The sequence below is a fragment of the Cytobacillus sp. GQ23 genome (assembly GCF_059758675.1).
In genome coordinates this window covers 53,995-73,901 of the sequence record NZ_JCAXER010000020.1, presented here as the reverse complement: position 1 = coordinate 73,901, position 19,907 = coordinate 53,995, and the positions used below count along the sequence as shown (strand labels likewise).

The 19,907-nt window shown below is 43.8% G+C and carries 19 protein-coding genes; all 19 read left to right on the top strand.

Annotation, left to right across the window (positions count from 1 at the left end):
• Positions 1–432 precede the first annotated feature (432 nt).
• The 19 genes from AC6CHU_RS17070 (at position 433) to AC6CHU_RS16980 (ending at position 19,905) form a co-directional block, all read left to right on the top strand.
• Positions 433–807, top strand: coding sequence for an NADH-quinone oxidoreductase subunit A (locus tag AC6CHU_RS17070; protein WP_159863231.1), 375 nt, complete (start codon positions 433–435; stop codon positions 805–807).
• The gene (locus tag AC6CHU_RS17065) at positions 798–1,310 is read left to right on the top strand and encodes a NuoB/complex I 20 kDa subunit family protein (protein WP_035327895.1); all 513 of its coding nucleotides are present in this window, start codon (positions 798–800) and stop codon (positions 1,308–1,310) included. The genes AC6CHU_RS17070 and AC6CHU_RS17065 overlap by 10 nt, the downstream gene beginning before the upstream one ends.
• Positions 1,311–1,313: 3 nt before the next feature.
• Positions 1,314–2,696, top strand: a complete 1,383-nt coding sequence (locus AC6CHU_RS17060) for an NADH-quinone oxidoreductase subunit C (protein ID WP_251283433.1) — start codon at positions 1,314–1,316, stop codon at positions 2,694–2,696.
• A gap of 2 nt (positions 2,697–2,698) precedes the next feature.
• The gene (locus AC6CHU_RS17055; protein WP_159863229.1) at positions 2,699–3,799 is read left to right on the top strand and encodes an NADH-quinone oxidoreductase subunit D; all 1,101 of its coding nucleotides are present in this window, start codon (positions 2,699–2,701) and stop codon (positions 3,797–3,799) included.
• A complete protein-coding gene (gene nuoH, locus AC6CHU_RS17050) occupies positions 3,799–4,806 on the top strand; it encodes an NADH-quinone oxidoreductase subunit NuoH (RefSeq protein WP_251283432.1) in 1,008 nt (335 codons plus the stop codon). Before AC6CHU_RS17055 ends, nuoH begins: the two co-directional genes overlap by 1 nt.
• Positions 4,807–5,038: 232 nt before the next feature.
• Positions 5,039–5,458, top strand: a complete 420-nt coding sequence (nuoI, locus tag AC6CHU_RS17045) for an NADH-quinone oxidoreductase subunit NuoI (RefSeq protein ID WP_009332200.1) — start codon at positions 5,039–5,041, stop codon at positions 5,456–5,458.
• Positions 5,455–5,976, top strand: coding sequence for an NADH-quinone oxidoreductase subunit J (locus AC6CHU_RS17040; protein WP_251283431.1), 522 nt, complete (start codon positions 5,455–5,457; stop codon positions 5,974–5,976). Before nuoI ends, AC6CHU_RS17040 begins: the two co-directional genes overlap by 4 nt.
• On the top strand, positions 5,973–6,287 hold the full coding sequence (nuoK, locus tag AC6CHU_RS17035; RefSeq protein WP_159863226.1) for an NADH-quinone oxidoreductase subunit NuoK: 315 nt from the start codon (positions 5,973–5,975) through the stop codon (positions 6,285–6,287). The genes AC6CHU_RS17040 and nuoK overlap by 4 nt, the downstream gene beginning before the upstream one ends.
• Positions 6,288–6,433: 146 nt before the next feature.
• Complete coding sequence (gene nuoL / locus AC6CHU_RS17030; protein WP_498122479.1) at positions 6,434–8,302, top strand: NADH-quinone oxidoreductase subunit L; 1,869 nt, start codon at positions 6,434–6,436, stop codon at positions 8,300–8,302.
• A complete protein-coding gene (locus AC6CHU_RS17025; protein WP_251283429.1) occupies positions 8,299–9,816 on the top strand; it encodes an NADH-quinone oxidoreductase subunit M in 1,518 nt (505 codons plus the stop codon). The genes nuoL and AC6CHU_RS17025 overlap by 4 nt, the downstream gene beginning before the upstream one ends.
• 6 nt (positions 9,817–9,822) lie before the next feature.
• A complete protein-coding gene (gene nuoN / locus AC6CHU_RS17020; protein WP_498122477.1) occupies positions 9,823–11,337 on the top strand; it encodes an NADH-quinone oxidoreductase subunit NuoN in 1,515 nt (504 codons plus the stop codon).
• A gap of 281 nt (positions 11,338–11,618) precedes the next feature.
• Positions 11,619–11,870 carry a DUF1146 family protein gene (locus AC6CHU_RS17015; protein WP_251283427.1) on the top strand — a complete coding sequence of 84 codons (252 nt, stop codon included), beginning with the start codon at positions 11,619–11,621 and terminating at the stop codon, positions 11,868–11,870.
• 271 nt (positions 11,871–12,141) lie between these two features.
• Complete coding sequence (locus tag AC6CHU_RS17010; protein WP_159863221.1) at positions 12,142–12,882, top strand: YwmB family TATA-box binding protein; 741 nt, start codon at positions 12,142–12,144, stop codon at positions 12,880–12,882.
• Positions 12,883–12,915: 33 nt separating this feature from the next.
• Positions 12,916–14,226 (top strand): UDP-N-acetylglucosamine 1-carboxyvinyltransferase, encoded by a 1,311-nt coding sequence (gene murA / locus AC6CHU_RS17005; RefSeq protein ID WP_159863220.1) that lies wholly within the window; start codon positions 12,916–12,918, stop codon positions 14,224–14,226.
• 218 nt (positions 14,227–14,444) lie between these two features.
• Entirely contained in the window at positions 14,445–16,031 is a 1,587-nt protein-coding gene (locus tag AC6CHU_RS17000) for a sensor histidine kinase (RefSeq protein ID WP_498122474.1), read from the top strand.
• Between the two features lie 22 nt (positions 16,032–16,053).
• Positions 16,054–16,740, top strand: a complete 687-nt coding sequence (locus tag AC6CHU_RS16995; protein WP_498122472.1) for a response regulator — start codon at positions 16,054–16,056, stop codon at positions 16,738–16,740.
• Between the two features lie 197 nt (positions 16,741–16,937).
• Complete coding sequence (locus AC6CHU_RS16990; RefSeq protein WP_498122470.1) at positions 16,938–17,915, top strand: tripartite tricarboxylate transporter substrate binding protein; 978 nt, start codon at positions 16,938–16,940, stop codon at positions 17,913–17,915.
• Between the two features lie 12 nt (positions 17,916–17,927).
• Positions 17,928–18,377, top strand: a complete 450-nt coding sequence (locus AC6CHU_RS16985) for a tripartite tricarboxylate transporter TctB family protein (protein ID WP_498122468.1) — start codon at positions 17,928–17,930, stop codon at positions 18,375–18,377.
• 22 nt (positions 18,378–18,399) lie between these two features.
• Positions 18,400–19,905 (top strand): tripartite tricarboxylate transporter permease, encoded by a 1,506-nt coding sequence (locus AC6CHU_RS16980; protein WP_498122466.1) that lies wholly within the window; start codon positions 18,400–18,402, stop codon positions 19,903–19,905.
• Positions 19,906–19,907 lie beyond the last annotated feature (2 nt).

The following is a 19,907-nucleotide window of genomic DNA, read 5'->3' as shown; positions in this document are numbered from 1 at the left end:
AAAATAACGAAGAAATGGCAAAACAACATAATGTTCATACTAGATGGACGAAAAGCATTAGAAATAGTCATAATTGATACATTCGAACCTTAAGATGGGTTAAATAGAAAGTTTTTCCTTGTAGCGGTATTAGATGAAATATTTTTAAGGTGTTACATATCTCACTGACAAAGCAGAGAGTCTGTTTTTTAATGGTAGATAAATATAATGAAGAATTTAATGGATATTGACAGGGGGCAAGCTCATATAATCTAAGGAAGGTGTATCAATGATAGGTATGTAAACTCTCCCTTGGAGACCCTATTTTAGTGTTAGGGGAGAATTTCCAATAATAGTCTGAGGTTGTGTCGACACATGGGAGAGTAGGGTGTATAATGGTTACGGTTACATGTTTAAATGTTGTGAAAATTTTCAGCATTGGAGGGGATGGGCATGGAGCTTTGGAATTTATACCAGAATAACTATTTGATAGTTTTTGTGTTTTTATGCCTGGGTGTTTTACTGCCTGTGGTGGCTTTGTTTTTGGGCAAGCTTTTACGGCCCTATAAGCCATATGATACGAAGTATACCACATATGAGAGCGGGATTGAGCCATTCCATGATTCAAGGGTGCAGTTCAATGTCCGCTATTATATTTTTGCCCTGCTGTTTGTCATTTTTGATGTGGAAACAGTATTTTTGTATCCGTGGGCTGTGGCATATGAGAAGCTTGGTATTTTTGCATTGATTGAGATGCTGATTTTTGTATTTATGCTAATAATTGGGCTTGTTTATGCATGGAAAAAGAAGGTGCTGAAATGGATTTAAAGTTGGATAATATTACACCGGAAGAAATGGAAGAATTGCAGCGTAATGTATTTATGGCAACTTTGGAGCAGATTAAAGCGTGGGCGCGGAGCAATTCATTGTGGCCAATGACCTTTGGGCTTGCTTGCTGTGCCATTGAAATGATGGGTGTAGGTTCGTCGCATTATGATCTGGACCGTTTTGGTTCTTTTTTCCGTACATCTCCCCGTCAATCTGATGTCATGATTGTTTCAGGTACAGTAACAAAGAAAATGGCGCCAATTGTCCGCCGTCTTTATGATCAGATGCCTGAACCAAAATGGGTAATCGCGATGGGCTCCTGTGCAACTGCAGGCGGACCCTATGTGAAATCTTACTCAGTTGTAAAAGGGGTCGACCAGATTGTCCCTGTTGACGTATACATACCAGGATGCCCGCCAAACCCGGCAGCATTAATATATGGAATTAATAAGCTAAAAGAGAAAATCCGTTATGAGGCTAAGACTGGGAAGAAGGTGATCTAACCTATGAGCGGAGAAAAGGATCTTGAACAGCTGAAAAAAGAAGCCGCCGCAAAGGCGAAGGCAGCCGCCCTAGCTAAAATGAAAGCGAAAGAGCAGGGGGAAGCCAAGGAAGAACCGCCTGCAGAAGATATGGATCTGGCGAAGCAGAAGGCCGCGGCAGCGGCAAAAGCGAAGGCAGCCGCCCTAGCTAAAATGAAAGCGAAAGAGCAGGGGGAAGCCAAGGAAGAACCGCCTGCAGAAGATATGGATCTGGCGAAACAGAAGGCCGCGGCAGCGGCAAAAGCGAAGGCAGCCGCCCTGGCTAAAATGAAGGCGAAAGAGCAGGGGGAAGCCAAGGAAGAACCGCCTGCAGAAGATATGGATCTGGCGAAGCAGAAGGCCGCGGCAGCGGCAAAAGCGAAGGCAGCCGCATTGACTAAAATGAAGGCGAAAGAGCAGGAGGAAGCCAAGGAAGAACCGCCTGCAGAAGATATGGATCTGGCGAAGCAAAAGGCCGCAGCAGCGGCAAAAGCGAAGGCAGCCGCCCTGGCTAAACTGAAAGCGAAAGAGCAGGGAGAAGCCAAGGAAGAATCTTTGGCAGAAAAAGACACGGATCTGGCGAAGCAAAAGGCCGCGGCAGCCGCAAAGGCAAAGGCAGCTGCTGCGGCAAAGGCGAAAGCTGCTGCCCAGGCAAAACAAGCTGGTGGAGATGACGAAAAGGCAAAAGCCATTGCAGCAGCCAAGGCAAAAGCCGCAGCCGCCGCAAAAGCAAAATTAGCTGCAGCAGGCAAAGCTGGAGGTTCTGCTGATGACGAAAAGGCCAAGGCAATTGCTGCTGCAAAAGCAAAGGCCGCAGCTGCAGCCGCAGCGAAGGCAAAAGCAGCCGGAGGCAAGGCTGACTCTGAACCAGTTGTAGAGAAAGCGCCATCCGTTAATCAGCCATACCTTGATAAATATGTGAAGGTAATAGAAGAGAAACTTGGGCCTAATGTTCTTGAAGACTACTATATAAATAGTCTCTCCAAGGAAGTGCCGACTTTGGTTGCGAAGGCTGAATCATATTTTAAATTGGCAGAATTTCTGAAATATAATGAACAGCTTGGCTTTGATTATCTATCAGAGCTTCATGGCACCGATTTTGAAACCCACATGGAAGTGTATGCTCACTTATACTCATACAAAAATAGCCAATCTGTTGCATTGAAGGTCAAAATTGACCGCGATGAGCCGGTTGTTGATTCACTGCAGCCTTTATGGGCCGGAGCGAATTGGCCGGAATGTGAAACGTATGATTTACTGGGCATCAAGTTCAGGGGACACCCAAATTTATATCGAATCATGCTGGGGGAAGACTGGATCGGGCATCCGCTGCGCAAAGACTATGAACCGTACGATGTGGAGGTGTAACCATGCTGCGAACCGAAGAAATGCTATTGAATGTTGGACCTCAGCATCCAAGTACGCACGGTGTTTTTCGCCTAGTTCTGAAAATTGATGGTGAGATCATCAAAGAAGCGAAACCGGTCATCGGCTACTTGCACCGCGGAACGGAGAAGTTGGCTGAAAACCTGCAGTATACGCAAATTATTCCTTATACAGACCGAATGGACTATCTTGCCGCCATGACGAATAATTATATTCTTGTCCATGCGGTTGAAACGATGATGGATTTAGAGATTCCGGATCGGGCTGAATATCTGAGGATCATTACCATGGAGCTTGGCCGGATTGCCAGCCATCTCGTATGGTGGGGTACATATCTGCTGGATATTGGGGCAACAAGCCCATTCCTGTATGCATTCAGAGAGCGTGAAATGATCATCAACATGCTGAATGAGATATCCGGTGGCCGCTTAACGTTTAACTATATGCGTGTCGGCGGCGTTAAATGGGATGCTCCCGAAGGCTGGATTGATAAAGTAAGAGAGTTTGTTCCATATATGCGTGAACAGCTCAAAGGCTACCATCAGCTGGTAACCGGAAATGAAATTTTCATGAACCGTGTCAAGGGAGTAGGGAAATATACGAAAGAGGATGCGTTAAACTACTCGCTGAGCGGTGCCAATCTCCGCTGCACAGGCGTAAAATGGGATCTCCGCAAAGATGAGCCATACTCCATTTATGATCGCTTTGATTTCGATGTTGCCGTTCAGGACGGCGGGGATGCTTGGGCCAGGTATCATGTGCGCATGCAGGAAATGGAGGAATCATTGAAAATCCTTGAACAAGCGGTGGAGCAATTCCCGTCAGAAGGCGACATTCTGGCAAAAGTGCCGAAGATCATCAAAGCGCCTAAAGGAGAAGCGTTTGTCAGAATCGAATCTCCAAGGGGAGAAATCGGCTGCTATATCGCTAGTGATGGAAAGAAGGAGCCATACCGTTTAAAATTCCGGAGGCCATCATTCTATAATCTTCAAATTCTCCCTAAACTGCTTGAAGGCGAAAATATTGCAAACTTGATTGCTATATTAGGGGCAATTGATATTGTCCTTGGGGAGGTGGACGGCTAATGGTAGAAAAACTCCTTTATTCCGAAGCTGGTCTGCAGAATTTCGGCATTTTCTTCCTGCTTGCCACCGTTTTGCTGTTAGTCGTTTTAGGATTTGTTACTTACGCTATACTGGCGGAACGTAAAGTCATGGGATTTATGCAGCTGCGCCATGGGCCGAATCAGGTTGGCGGACGCTGGGGACTGCTGCAGACCGTTGCGGATGTATTAAAGCTTCTTTTAAAGGAAGACACCATTCCTAAGCTAGCAGACAGGCCGCTGTTTATTCTTGCACCGGTTATTGCGTTTGCACCGGCATTCATGGTTCTCGCAACAATTCCTTTTACAGACAAACTGCAGTTTGCTGATATTGGAGTTGGGCTTCTGTATTATATTGCTATATCCGGACTGACAACAGTCGGTATTGTCACCGGATCATGGGCTTCCAATAATAAATATGCTTTGCTTGGCGGGATGCGTGCCGCGGCCCAGATGATTTCATATGAAATTCCGCTGGTTATGTCTGTGTTAGGTATTATCCTTTTAACAGGCAGTCTAAACCTGAATGAAATTGTTGAAGCGCAAAAAAATGGCTGGTTCATTATTTGGCAGCCTATTGCTTTTATCGTCTTCTTGATAGCTTCCACAGCGGAGCTGAACAGGGTTCCATTTGACCTGCCTGAAGCGGAATCAGAGCTGGTTGCCGGCTTCCATGTTGAATATTCCGGATTCCGCTGGGCGTTCTTCATGCTTGCGGAGTATGTATATTTCTTTGCAATGGCTTCATTGACAACCGTATTATTCCTTGGAGGGTGGCTTCCGCTGCCATTCCTGGAGTTCATTCCGGGTGCCGTATGGTTTGCGCTTAAGTTTACGGCTGTAATCTTTGTCCTGGTCTGGTTCCGTGTTACATTCCCGCGTCTCCGTGCAGATCAGCTAATGGAATTTGGCTGGAAGGTTCTGCTGCCGGTTGCGCTTGCGAATATCTTCTTAACAGCTTTGCTGAAAGAGTGGCTGAATATATTTTAATTTGTGAGCCGTCTTAAGAATTTGAGAACAGTTCAGCTCCAGCGCCTGCACTCGCATCCTCGAGGTCACAAGCCAATCCTCCCAAAAAGGCAAAGGACGCCTTTCCGGGAGGCTCGTCTTATGCTTGAGGCCCGCAGGAGGCGGGTCATGCAGACGTTGCCACGTGGCGGTCTTAGTCTGCGTTCCTTAATAAGCGGGCGCCTTCCGCATTTCTAAAAAGGGGTGAAAAAACATGCTTGGTTTAGCGAAAGGATTATCGTATACCCTTAAAAACCTGACACGCAAAAAGGTAACCTATGACTATCCGAATGAGCCGCTTCCGCTTCCGGACCGGTTCAGGGGAATTCAGAAGTTCTACCCTGAAAAATGCATTGTCTGCAATCAGTGTGCAAACATTTGTCCAACCGATTGTATCCAGCTGACAGGGAAAAAGCATCCGGACCCTGCCAAAAAGGGAAAAATCATTGATACCTATGATATCAACTTCGAAATTTGCATCCTTTGTGACTTGTGTACAGAGGTCTGTCCTACCGAAGCGATTATTATGACAAATAATTTTGAACTGGCGGAATATAGCCGTGATGAGCTGTTTAAAAACCTTGAATGGCTCGATGAAAATGATGAAAATATACGGAAGGTGAATAAAGCATGACGTTTTCAGGTGAGTTTTTAGCGTTTATGTCTCTTGCTTTAGTTGCGGTCATCGGCGGCGTGCTTTTATTGAACCTTACCAAAGTCGTGCATATGGTTGTCGCCCTTGTATTTACATTTGTAAGTATTGCCGGAATTTATGTCCTGCTTTCAGCTGAATTTCTGGCTGCCGTCCAGGTACTGATTTACTCAGGGGCGATTACAATCATCATGCTGTTCGGAATCATGCTGACACGCCATAACGATACAAGCGAGCCCAAAGCTGGCCGCTGGCGTAAGCTGTTAGTATTCGTGGGGGTGCTGGGCTTTGCTTTCGCGGTCTACATCGGGATTTATAACCTTGATTTGCCGTCAGCGCCGAATGACCTTCATGTCAATAATACAGAGCAAATCGGAATTGAACTTTACTCAAAATACATTATTCCGTTTGAAGTAACATCTGTCCTGCTATTGGTCGCTTTAATTGGTTCCATTGTTCTGGCTAAAAAAGACGATGAAAAGGAGGCAGAAAAGGAATGAGTACAGTTCCCGTTCAAGCATACCTGGCATTGGCTTTAATCCTCTTCTGCATTGGTCTGTATGGGGCCCTGACTAAGCGAAATACTGTGATTGTCCTGATCTCAATCGAACTGATGCTGAATGCAGTAAATATTAATCTGGTGTCATTCAGCAAGTTTGGCATCACTCCGTCCATTACCGGGCAGATTTTTACGCTATTTGTCATTGCGGTTGCCGCAGCAGAAGTGGCAGTAGGTATAGCCATCCTGATTTCACTTTACCGCAACAAAAAGAGCGTTAATATTGATGAAATGGATGCCATGAAGCACTAAAGACATGTGAAAGATGCAGTCGGATTGGCGCCTGCTTGAGAAAAAGAAAAGGCGGCCATAACCGGCAAAGCCTTAATGGACCTGGATAAAGGTCCAAATCTGACACGCCGGGCTACAGGGTGTGTTCAAAAAAGGGGATTGTGATAATGATGGAGAATGCATGGATCATACCGCTTTTCCCGCTTTTATCGTTTTTGTTCCTTATTTTATTCGGCAAACGGCTAAAAGAAGCGAGTGCTTATATTGGGATTCTGTTTACCCTGGCATCGCTTGTCTATTCCTTATTGGTGCTATTTGACCGGTTTTCGGCACCAACTTATAAAGCAGAAGGCGTTTGGCTGACTATAGGGGATTTTCAGTTAACAGCGGGTTTTGAAGTTAATCAGTTAAATGCACTGATGCTGGTGATTGTATCACTTGTCAGTTTCCTGGTACATACGTATTCGAAAGGCTACATGCAGGGGGATGACCGTTTTCCTGTTTTCTATGCCTATTTAGGGTTATTTACATTTGCCATGCTGGGCCTTGTCATCTCGCCTAATCTGCTTCAGACGTATTTCTTCTGGGAGCTTGTCGGCCTTGGTTCCTTCTTGCTGATCGGTTTCTATTTTTACAAAGAGGAAGCAAAGGCAGCGGCCAAAAAGGCATTTATTATGACCCGTATTGGGGACGTCGGCCTTTTGATCGGAATGATTCTATTGTTCTGGCAGGCTGGCAGCTTTGAGTATGATGAGATTTTTGCAGCAGTTAAAGCTGGTGACATTTCAGGCACGATGATTACGTTAACAGCCATTCTTATTTTTGTAGGGGCTGTCGGAAAGTCGGGCCAGTTCCCACTGCACACCTGGCTTCCTGACGCGATGGAGGGGCCAACGCCTGTTTCCGCATTAATCCATGCAGCGACAATGGTAGCTGCAGGTGTGTATTTAGTGGCGGCGCTGTTCCCGCTGTTTGCAGCAAGTGAAACAGCATTGATGACTGTTGCTGTCATAGGAGCCTTTACGGCTATCTTTGCGGCAAGCATCGGCCTTGTCCAGAAGGATATTAAGCGGGTGCTAGCTTACTCAACCGTCAGCCAGCTTGGCTATATGATGCTGGCATTGGGATCTGCCGGATATGTAGCCGGCGTGTTCCATTTAATGACACACGCCTTCTTTAAGGCTTTGCTGTTCCTTGCAGCGGGAAGTGTCATCCATGCAGTTCATACACAAAACATTGAACATATGGGTGGTTTGTGGAAAAAGCTGCGAGTGACCGGCCCTCTGTTCCTGATCGGGACACTGGCGATCAGCGGGGTGCCTTTATTTTCAGGGTTCTTCAGTAAAGATGAAATTTTAATTGCTGCGTGGGCGCATGGGAATTCTGCCCTGTTCTGGCTCGCGGTAATTGCCGCATTCTTTACGGCATTTTATATGTTCCGTCTGTTCTTTATGGTTTTCGCTGGTGAAGCAAGAACCGATATGAAAAATGTCCACGAATCGCCGAGTGTCATGACACTGCCGATGATAGTGCTTGGGGTCCTGGCTGTCGTGGCTGGATATGTAAATACACCTTGGTTTGGAACCTTTCTCGGTGACTGGCTCGTGGAAGATAACCATACCCTGGGCCATGGCCATATTGAAGGGCCTGCCTGGATAATGATTATGGCAACAGCTGTATCCCTGCTTGGAATCTTCCTTGCCTGGCTCATGTACGGCAAACGCTCGCTTTCCCGTGACTGGCTTACAAGCAGAATGCCGCTTTCATACAATGTTCTGTACAATAAATACTACATCGATGAATTTTATTCTCTGACTGTAGTGAATGGGGCTAAATTTATCAGCTCATTCCTGCGCTTCCTGGAGGTATTCCTGGTTGAAGGCCTTGTAAAGAGTGTAACCGGAATTACGATTGCACTCGGAAGACTCGGCTCTAAATTTCAAAATGGCCAGATTCAGACCTATGGAACCGTGGCGTTTGTCGGCCTGGCTATTTTAGTCGTCATCTACGCGTTTACAGGGGGGTACTTAAAATGAACTTAGCTTATTTTCTATCCATTTTAGTTTTCTCCCCGCTGCTTGGTATTTTAGTGTTATCGTTCCTGCCGAGAACGCAGGAATCATTGATCAAGACAGTTGGCTTCCTGGCAACACTCCCTGCGCTGATATTGTCCCTGATCGCCTTTTTCCAATACCGGGCAGGTGCAGGGCTTGAACAGCTGAATGAAAAGGTAAGCTGGATTCAGTTTGGTGATTCGGGCCAGCTCGGAAATCTTTTCTCCATTGATTATGAATTGGGGCTTGATGGATTCTCCCTGATCATGGTTGTTCTGACAGCTGTTCTTTCTACACTGGCAGCGATTGCTTCTATTCATATTAAAAAAGAATGGAAGGGCTACTTCATGCTGTTTCTGCTGCTTGAAGTCGGCATGCTGGGTGTATTTGCAGCTGAGAACCTGATTCTTTTCTTTATTTTCTTTGAAATCACCTTGATTCCGACCTTCTTTCTGATCGGGAAATGGGGTTACTTTGAAAAGGAAAATGCAGCATACAGCTTCCTGATCTATAACGGACTTGGATCTGCTGTTCTGCTGATTGTCATTATGGTGCTGTTTGCCCGAACCGGAACAGCTAATATTGATGCTTTGATGGCCGCCATGAACGCGGATAATCCGCAGCTGGTTGCGCCAATCTCTGAAAATATGAAAATGGGTATGCTGATTGCGCTTTTAATTGCCTTCGGTGTGAAGCTTCCTATTTTCCCGCTTCACAGCTGGATGGTCCGGGTTCACGTACAAGCTCCGCCATCGATTGTTATGCTGCATGCCGGGGTACTTTTGAAAATAGGGGCATTCGGTTTAATCCGTTTCGGTATGGGAATATTTCCTGAGCAATTCCAAAGCCTTGCTGTATGGCTGGCTGTGCTTGGAGTCGTGAACTTGTTGTATGGAGCGTTCCTGGCATTTGTTCAGACTGATTTCAAAATGGTGCTGGCATACTCTTCTATTTCCCACATGGGAATCGTTTTAATCGGGTTAGGCGCATTAAATGAGGCAGGGATTCAGGGGGCGATTTTCCAGGTGGTTTCTCACGGGTTAATTGCAGCACTATTGTTCTTCCTTGTAGGTGTCTTATATGAACGCTTCCAAACCTCCAATATTCAAAATCTTGGCGGTTTGGCAAAAGGGATGCCGATTACGGCAGGATTCCTGCTTGCAGGGGCCATGGCCTCACTCGGCCTGCCTGGCATGTCGGGGTTTGTAAGTGAATTTATGGCCTTCCTTGGCTTGTTTAAAGAAATGCCGATTCTCGCTGCAGTCGGTACAATTGGAATCATTATGACAGCTGTATACCTGCTTCGCGCGGTACTGGGTATCACATACGGCAAATCGCATCGTGACTTTGCCGGCATAACGGATATGAAAAAGTTTGAGTTCGTGCCTGTCCTGGTCTTAGTCGGCTTAATTGTCCTGATTGGTGTTTATCCAAGTGTACTGAGCGAACCGCTGACATCAACACTTGAAACGATCATGCTTGGGATAGGAGGGTGATGAAGGATGGATCTCGAAACATTATTATCTTATGAATGGGGCATAATGACGCCGGAGTTCATCATCCTTGGTGTTGCGACCGCTCTTTCACTAATGGATTTGTTTATGCCGAAATCCCAAAGCCGGAAAATCCTCGGCTGGATCGGCTTTGCCGGAATACTCGCGGCTCTCGTTTCTTTACTGGGCCTGCTCGGGCATAGTCCGGAATCCATTTTATTAGATACGTTCAGGCTGGATTCCTTTTCTATAGCGTTTAAGCTGCTGCTCTTAATCGGATCTGCTATGGTCCTGCTGATTGCCTTAGGCTATGAGCCAGATGAAGGCTTGGAAGAATTCAGGGGGGAATTTTTCTATCTGTTCATGGCGGCATTGCTTGGGGCAATGATCATGTCTTCAAGCGGAGATTTGATTACTCTGTTTGTGGGACTTGAGCTGCTTTCCATTTCGTCCTACATTCTGGCAGGCATGAGAAAAAGAAATCTGCATTCAAACGAATCGGCCATGAAGTATGTGATCAACGGCAGTATCGCCACAGCGATCACTTTGTTCGGAATGAGTTATGTTTACGGATTAACTGGGACGACGAACTTAATAGAAATGTCCGGATTTTTGACATCCCTCTATAATGAACAGCATATTTACCTGTTAGGCCTTGCCTTCTTTATGATTGTGGTGGGACTTTCCTTTAAATTGGCTGCAGCGCCGTTCCATATGTGGGCACCTGATGTATACCAGGGTGCACCTACACCGGTAACAGCTTTTTTAAGCGTAGTTTCCAAAACAGCCGGATTCATCATTATAATCCGCATTCTGTTTTCAATCTTTGCAAATGCACCATCCGGTGATGCACAAGGTCTTCCGATGATCCTGGCTCTTCAGGATTACATTGCCTTCCTGGCAGGAGCTACGATGATTATTGGAAACTTGATTGCGCTGAGACAGCGGAATATCAAGCGTTTATTTGCTTATTCCAGCATCGCTCAGGCAGGGTACCTGCTGGTTGTTATTGCAAGCATGTCTCTATTCATGTTTGATACGCTCTGGTTTTACCTTGGAGCCTACCTATTCATGAACCTGGGCGCTTTTGCAATCATCCAGCATGTAACACATAAATCGGGTTCAGAAGATATCGGCCAATTCGCCGGGCTTTACCGCCGTGCACCGTTCCTGGCCATTGCCATGGCTGTCTTCCTGCTTTCACTTGCAGGCATTCCGGGAACAGCCGGGTTTATTGGCAAGCTGAATATTTTCATGGGTGCATTAGTGCCGAATGAAGGCCATTATGTACTGGTATCGGTTATGATTGCGACAACTGTCGTTTCCTATTTCTATTATTTCGGTGTTATGGTGCAAATGTTCTTCAGGCCGGCAGCTGACACTGGAAGGGTTAAGATCCCGGCTGCATTAACAGCTGTTATCGGCATCAGCCTGGCGGCCACCATCCTGTTTGGAGTCGCACCGAATATTGCATTAGATTTCCTGCAGGGCAATTTTAATCAGTTTACTGATTTCTTTCAATAAAGGTCTTTTTAAAATGGGGTTTTAAAAAACATTTACGAAAAAGGGACAAAAGGGGTATAAAATAGGAGGGGGATATCCCCTTCTTTTTGTTTGCCCTTCTTTAAACTTCGTGTTTTTTCGACAATTTCGATATAATGGAGATACAAACGGCGAAAAAGAAAGAAACTTAATTTTCAAAAAATAACCAGTTATGAAACTTACCTGATAGTATAAACGTCAAATGGTATTGTAGCGCACAAAGCAGGTAAGCGAAGTGGCAATGAATTAAAGGAGGGAAGAAGATGATATCAGGATTTGGGCAGCAGGCACTCATCAGCATTATGTCTCATCTGGTGTTTATTGCGCTGGCCTGGTGGGCGCTTCAGGCATTACGGTTTGAAACCCTATTGCGGGCAAATCATGTTTTTCAGGCACGTGTATTGTATGTTCTGCTTTCGATTGTAATTGGATCATCTGTCAGCAACTTCTTTCTCGACTACCTTTTATGGTCCCAGCAGCTCCCGCTTATACTGCAGCACATTACACTTTTTTAGGTGATGCAAGACCGGTCAAATTTTTTCATAAATATAGGTCTTCATACATGTTTTCAATTAGTCAATTATTGAGTAAAATCTTTTTGTTGCTAGTTTTCCTGCATACATACTATCTTGTGAAATGGTTTTCAAAGTATGCATAAAAAGGCAAAAAGAGCCTCGGAAATCACAGTGATTTGCTGCCTTTTCTGTTTGTCAAAAAGTGACGACAATTCCCAAGTATGCTCACTCTATCCTTGGTAACAATGGTACTAAGGGGAGGAGTTTACAGATGAAAAAAACATTCATTACATTATCTATTATTGCCATTATTGGTTTCATGATGATAAACATTGGGAATAAGACGACTGTAGCCAAAGGGGAGCTTGACCTGTTATCGATGGCCTCGGTTTTACAGGGCGAGAATATTTTAATCAAAGATTGGACTTTGCATGCGAGAGAAAAAATGGAAAACCAGAACCTTCAGGAAGTAAAAGCATTCACCGATGAACTGCAGTTAAAATATCCTGATTGGGAATGGAGCTTTCAGAAAACAGAAAAATCCTGGGAAGCAAAAGCTATTATTAAGCAAACAGATGCTCAGTCAGAAGCAGTAAAAATTCTATCAACCCCCACAAAAGGTCAAGTTCAGACGTATGTCATTTATGAGGCCAAAGGTCAGGGGTGGAAACAAGAACAGAGCAAACGGGCTGCAGAAATAAATAGCAAGATTTCTGACATTTTTCGAGGAAATGCCACAATTTTCTCTTGTATCCAGGGTGAATTCAATGGTAAGATTAATAAGTCTTTGCCTGATATTGCAAGTCAATTACTGGACGCTTTTAATGCGACAGAAATAGAGTCATTAAAAGAAGAACAATTTATTTCAACATCAGCACATTCACCGATTTTTGATGAATCGATTGAGACAAATGGCAATAAAATGAACATGCAGCTTGGATTACGGACAAATGGAATGGGCGCCAAGACAAACATAGTTATTGGCACACCCATCATAACGATTGAATATTAATATAGAGAAATTGGACGCGGAGGGGAATACACTTTGGATAAAATCATCGTCCGCGGCGGAAAAAGGTTAAGCGGTTCTGTCAAAGTAGAAGGAGCAAAAAACGCTGTTTTACCGGTTATCGCCGCAACACTGTTAGCAAGTGATGGCAAAAGCGTAATTCGTGATGTCCCAACACTCTCCGATGTATATACTATTAATGAAGTATTACGCTATTTAAACGCCGAAGTGGAGTTTGAAAATAATACAGTAACAGTAAATGCATCTCGAGAGTTGAAGGTAGAAGCACCATTTGAATATGTACGCAAAATGCGTGCTTCAGTTTTAGTCATGGGATCTTTATTAGCAAGAAATGGCCGTGCCCGTGTGGCATTGCCAGGGGGCTGCGCAATCGGTTCCCGCCCGATCGATCAGCATTTAAAAGGCTTTGAAGCGATGGGTGCGAAAGTAAAGGTTGGTAATGGCTTTATTGAAGCGGAAGCACCCGAAGGCCGCTTGCATGGAGCAAAAATATATCTCGATTTCCCTAGCGTTGGTGCTACGGAGAATATTATGATGGCTGCAACACTAGCCAAAGGCACAACGATTTTGGAAAACGTAGCAAAGGAACCTGAAATTGTGGACCTGGCTAACTTCCTTAATAAAATGGGTGCTAAGGTTAAGGGAGCAGGAACAGGCACGATTCGCATCGAAGGAGTGGACGTACTGTTCGGTGCAGAGCACAACATCATTCCTGACCGCATTGAAGCAGGCACATTCATGGTGGCAGCTGCCATTACAGGCGGAGACGTTCTTGTAAAGGGTGCCGTTATGGAGCATTCTGCTTCATTAATCGCCAAAATGGAAGAAATGGGTGTTACCTTCATTGAAGAAGCTGAAGGCATCCGTGTATTGGGCCCAGACAAGTTGAAGGCTGTTGATATTAAAACAATGCCTCATCCTGGATTCCCGACAGACATGCAATCACAAATGATGGCCCTATTGCTTCATGCTCAGGGTACAAGTGTGATTACAGAAACTGTATTCGAAAACCGTTTCATGCATGTGGAGGAATTCCGCCGCATGAACGCTGATATTAAAATTGAAGGCCGTTCTGTGATTATGAACGGACCAAGCAATCTGCAGGGCGCAGAAGTAGCTGCGACAGACCTTCGTGCAGCCGCAGCCCTAATCCTGACTGGATTGGTGGCAGATGGCGTAACACGCGTAACAGAGCTGAAGCATTTGGATCGCGGATACGTGAATTTCCACGAAAAGCTTGCAGGCCTTGGAGCAGATATTGAACGTATTACAGAAGTGGAAGAAACACCTGTTAACAACGGTCTTGTTTCTGACATGAACGCATAAGCAATGCAATCAAGGCGGCTTTTAGAGTCGTCAAAATAGTCGCCTTACGTGCATTTTCAACTGAAACCGCAGAATCGAGCTGTCAGAGGACTGACAAATCGATTCTGCGGTTTTTCATTTTGACCAACTAGTAAGAAGGATTCATGGAAAATTTTGAATGTTTATACTACTATTAGAGAAAAAGAGAGGTATGTGAGGGAACAGCTAATGAAGATATCATGAAAAAATTCCTAAAGGTTTCATTGAAGGTGAAAATTCTGGGATTGGTCCTCATGCTGATTATATTTATCATCACTTCTTTATCAGGCCTATTTATTTATATGAAGCAGGCTGATGATGTGGTAAAGGCAAGGGAAATTTCCTTGGAAACGGCCAAGACCCTGTCTTATATGCCTGCCCTGCAAGATTTTTTTCGGCATGGCGGCGAATATGAAAATATTAATATATTGATGGACCAGATTAAATATCAATCCAAGCCCATGACTGTATTTTTTCAGGGCCGTGATGGGAGGCTGATTGCTTCAACAGATGAACAGGGTTTATATAAAAAGCTGAATAATGACAATGCAGATAAAGCACTTACTTATGGGAGCTATTACGTACTCCAAACAATGGAAAATAGTAGAAAGGTGCTTAAAGCGATTGCTCCAGTTATGGTGGATTATGGGCCATATAAAAAAGTCGAGGGTACAGTCGTTGTTTTATATGAAATGGATGCGATATATATATCTATTTGGGATGACATCGCAAAGATTCTAAAGGCCTCCGTATTGATCTTAATCATTGGAATTTTTGGAAGCTTTCTATTGGCCAACAGTATACGTAAAGATACTCTCAATCTGGAGCCATATGAAATTGCCGCTTTGTTCAGAGAAAGAAATGCAATCCTACAATCGGTGCGAGAGGGAATCATTGCTGTGGATGCACAAGGAGTTATCACTATGATGAACTCGTCTGCACAGCATATGCTTGATATTGAGGCACAGGCAGAAGGTCGGCCATTAACTGAAGTAATTGGTTCCTCAGAAATGTTAAAGATCCTTTCAAACAATGAAAAACAAATGAATGTTGAAATACAATACAAAGATAAAATTATGATCGTCAGCACTGAGCCAATTATTGAAGAAGAACAAAAGAAAGGGGTGGTTGGAAGCTTTCGTGATCGAACAGAGATCAAGCATATGATTGATGCCCTATCAGAAGTTAGGCAGTATTCCGATGATCTGAGAGCTCAAGCTCATGAATTCACCAATAAGCTATATGCCATTCTCGGCCTACTTCAGCTGAATAAGAAGAGGGAAGCGATTGAGTTTATTAAAAATGAGGCACATATCCATTCAATAGAGGAAGATTTATTACTATCGAAAATACAAGATGAAAAAGTCCAGGCCATCCTATTAGGGAAAATGGCGCAGGCATCGGAAAAGAAGATAAACTTTGTTATTGACTCAGAAAGCTCGCTGGAATCCCTACCGGAAAAATTCAAGCTATCTTCCCTGATAATTATTTTGGGAAATCTCATTAATAATGCATTTGATGCCGTTGCAGAAAAAGAAAAAAATATGGTTCATTTCTTTGTGACAGATATCGGAAATGATGTAATTTTTGAAATCAATGACAATGGCAATGGAATTAAGGATGAGGATAAGCCGTTTATTTTTCAAACCGGTTTTTCTTCTAAGGGAAAACATAGGGGATATGGACTTGGGAATGTAAACGATGAAGCACGATCATTAGGCGGAATGATTGAATTTGACAGTAATGAAGAAAATGGTACGGTGTTCACTGTCTACTTGCCAAAATGATTATCTCTTAAAAAGGGGGAATTTGAGTGGGGTAATCAATGTTGTAATTGCTGAGGATGATTTCCGAATTGCGCAAATCCATGAAGAATTTTTATCAAGGGTTAAGGGCATGAAGTTAGTCGGGAAGGCCTTAAATGCTAGGGAAACCATGAATTTATTGAACGTCCATCAAGTGGATTTGCTGCTGCTGGACATATATATGCCGGATAGATTGGGAACAGACCTGCTGCTGGAAATCCGTGAAAAGTTCCCCGCATTGGATGTTATTCTGATATCAGCCGCAAGAGAAAAAGAATATTTGCGAAAAGCCTTGAAATTTGGCGTCCATAACTATTTGATTAAGCCAGTAACAATGGAGACCTTTGTCGGAACACTTGAGAAATATAGGAAAGATAAGCAGATCCTGGACTCAGTAGTGGAAGTAAATCAGGATGTCATTGACCGGTTATTTGGAAGCCGCAAGGAGAAAGAGGATAAACTTGATTTGCCTGCAGGAATTGACTACCTTACCTTAAACAAAGTAAGCCAAATACTAAAGAAAGAGACGAAAGGCATGTCCGCTGACAAAGTAGGCGAAAAAATGGGCGCATCCAGGACTACGGCCAGAAGGTATCTTGAATATTTGGTAAGTGCCAATAAAGCGTATGTGGAGCAGGAGTATGGAATTGTAGGCCGGCCGGAACGAAATTATTACATAAAAGAAGGATGAGGAAAGGTCCAAGTATTAGGGCTTTTTCTTTTTTATTAATATGTGAATTAATGAACATATGAACATAATGAACATATGAACATAATGAACAAAATGCATATAAAGTTTTATATGGACATTTTTTTGAAAACGTTTACACTATGGATTTTAGAATTTATTATAAATTCAGAATAAATAACTTATAGGGAGTGGATACCATGAAAAAACTTGGGATATTAATATTATCTATAGTATTGCTTTCGGCATGTTCATCAGGTAGAGCATCTAACAGTGCAGATTACCCTTCTAAAAACATTGAAATTGTAGCCCCTGCATCTCCGGGTGGAGGGTGGGATTTGACTGCCCGATCTGTACAGAAAATTTTAAAAGATAACAAACTAGTCAAGGGTAATGTAAATGTCATTAATAAGCCGGGAGGCGGCGGTGAGGTGGGCTGGAACTATCTTCACAGCAAAGACTCTCATAACCTTGCAGTAAATTCGAGTTTGCTCCTGACGAATAATTTTCTGGGGCAAAGTAAGCTGACGCACAAAGAATTTACTCCGTTAGCAACTCTGGCCACTGAATGGCAAGCAATTGCCGTATCGGTTGATTCTCCATATAAATCCATCAATGACTTAATGGACCAGATCAAGAAGGATCCAAAGTCCATTAAAATAGGAGTTGGCCCTGGATTAGGAAATGATGACCATCTGGCATTTGTACAGGTTGCAGACATGAAAGGAATCACACCAGCAGATTTAAATTTCCTTGTTTATGATGGTGGCGGGGGAGATGTGGTTACTGCTTTGATGGGGAACCATGTGGATGCTGTAACCACATCGTTATCAGAGGTTAAGGACCAGCACTTGGCTGGAAAGCTTAGAATCTTGACTGTATCCTCTGATAAGACATTGGAAGAGCTCGAAGATGTGCCTACACTCCAGGAAGAAGGAATAGATATGGTCTTTCCTCACTGGAGAGGAATTATGGGCCCGCCTGACATGACTGAAGAAGAAATCAAATATTGGGATGAGAAGTTAACGGAAATGGTTAAAACGGATGAATGGAAGAAGTTGCTTGAGAATAATGACTGGGATGACTTCTATCAAAATAGTGAAGAAACCAAAGCGTTTTTTGATGAACAGGAGAAGTTATATAAAGATCTGATCAATGATTCTGGATTGGTTAAGTAAGGGAGCGATTGAATGAAAGCCGTAAAAATAGGAATGCCTTTGTTAATGATCATTATTGCCGGTTTCTTTTTAATCAGCTCATTCGCCATACCAAAGGCAAATCTCGGTAACCCAAACGGGCCTTTATACTTTCCGATAGGATTAAGTATTTTCATGCTGGTGCTTAGCGTCATCTATCTCTTTAACGAATTAAAAACCCTGCATGAACATAATGGGAAAATCCAGGGGCTTTTTGAGGGAAGAACATTTAAATTAATAGCAGTGACCATCGCCCTCGGAGTAATTTACGCTTTTATTTTCGAACCTTTTGGATTTCTGATTTCTACCATTATTTTTCTGGGATGTCTGCTCTTCTATGTGAATGGATGGAAGAAGTGGAAGGCTAATATCATTGTCACGGTTTTATTTTCGTTCATAACCTGGTACGGCTTTAGTGAATTATTGGGTGTGAGTTTACCATAAATATGGAGGTGAAAAGTTAAACATGGATGCTTTCTTGCATGGATTCCAGATCGTATTACAGCCAATGAATATCTTTTGGGTTGTAATTGGCGGGTTTTTAGGCACGATCGTCGGCATGCTCCCAGGCCTGGGGCCAGCTACAGCTGTTGCGGTGTTAATACCCATTACCTTTGGGATGGACCCGACAAGTGCGATCATTTTAATGGCTGCCATTTATTATGGTGCCATGTATGGCGGCTCAAGAAGTTCGATTCTCCTCAATACACCCGGGGATGGCTCTGCAATCGCGGCCACCTTTGACGGATATCCGATGGCACAAAAGGGACAGGCAGGAGAGGCAATGGCCATCTCCGCAGTTGCTTCCTTTATCGGCGGTGTATTGGCGGTCTTTGGTTTTATCTTTTTGGCAAAGCCGCTGGCAAACTTCGCTTTAAAATTTGGCCCATCAGAATATTTCCTATTAATGCTTTTAACATTATCGGCGATTGTATCACTTTCTATCGGGAAAATGGTGAAAGGCTTCATCGCAATGGCGCTGGGTCTTCTGATCAGTACCATTGGAATTGACCCTCAGACGGGTGTGCACCGTTTTACAATGGATATTCCCCATTTAAGTGAAGGTATTGAATTCCTCATTGTTATTATCGGTGTTTATGCAGTAGGTGAAGTTTTTTATAACTTTTTAACGATTGATAAAGTAAAAAAAGAAAAGAAAAAGGTCGGAAGAATCTGGTTTACCAAAGAACAATGGAAAAGGTCGAAGTGGCCAATACTTCGCAGTGCTCCATTAGGGTTTATCGTTGGTGTCCTCCCTGGGGCGGGAGGTTCGATTGCTTCCATGATGAGTTATTCTTCTGAGAAGCAGCTATCAAAGAAGCCTGAGGAGTTCGGTGAAGGTGCTGTTGAGGGACTTGCAGCTCCGGAATCATCCAATAACGCTGCTTCTGTTGGGGCAATGATTCCGCTTTTGACCATGGGAATTCCGGGTTCAGGCACGACAGCGGTCATGCTGGGAGCTCTTATCATGCTGGGAGTGAGACCCGGCCCCTTGCTTTTTGAAAATGATCCTGGAATGGTATGGGCCCTGATCAACAGCATGTTTATTGGAAATATCGCATTAGTCATTATCAATATTCTCCTTGTCGGCTTATTGGTGAAAATCTTGGATACACCAGCTAAGGTACTATATCCGCTTATCATCATGCTGGCGTTTATAGGCACATACACACTCAGCTATAGTACCGTTGATTATTTCCTTCTGCTTCTTTTTGGCGTAATTGGGCTTTTTATGAAAATAATGAACTTCCCAATTGCCCCTCTGGTGCTGGCAATTATTGTGGGCGGGGATATGGAGCAGAATTTCCGGATGGCCCTGACTTCATCTAACGGCAGCTTTAGTATATTCTTTTCTTCTGGTATATCGATTACACTGATTGTGCTGACTGTACTTTCTTTGTTATATCCAATTGTGATCAATAAGTTCAAGAAGAAAAGCAGAAATGATGATAAAGATGCTATCTCTGCTTAATA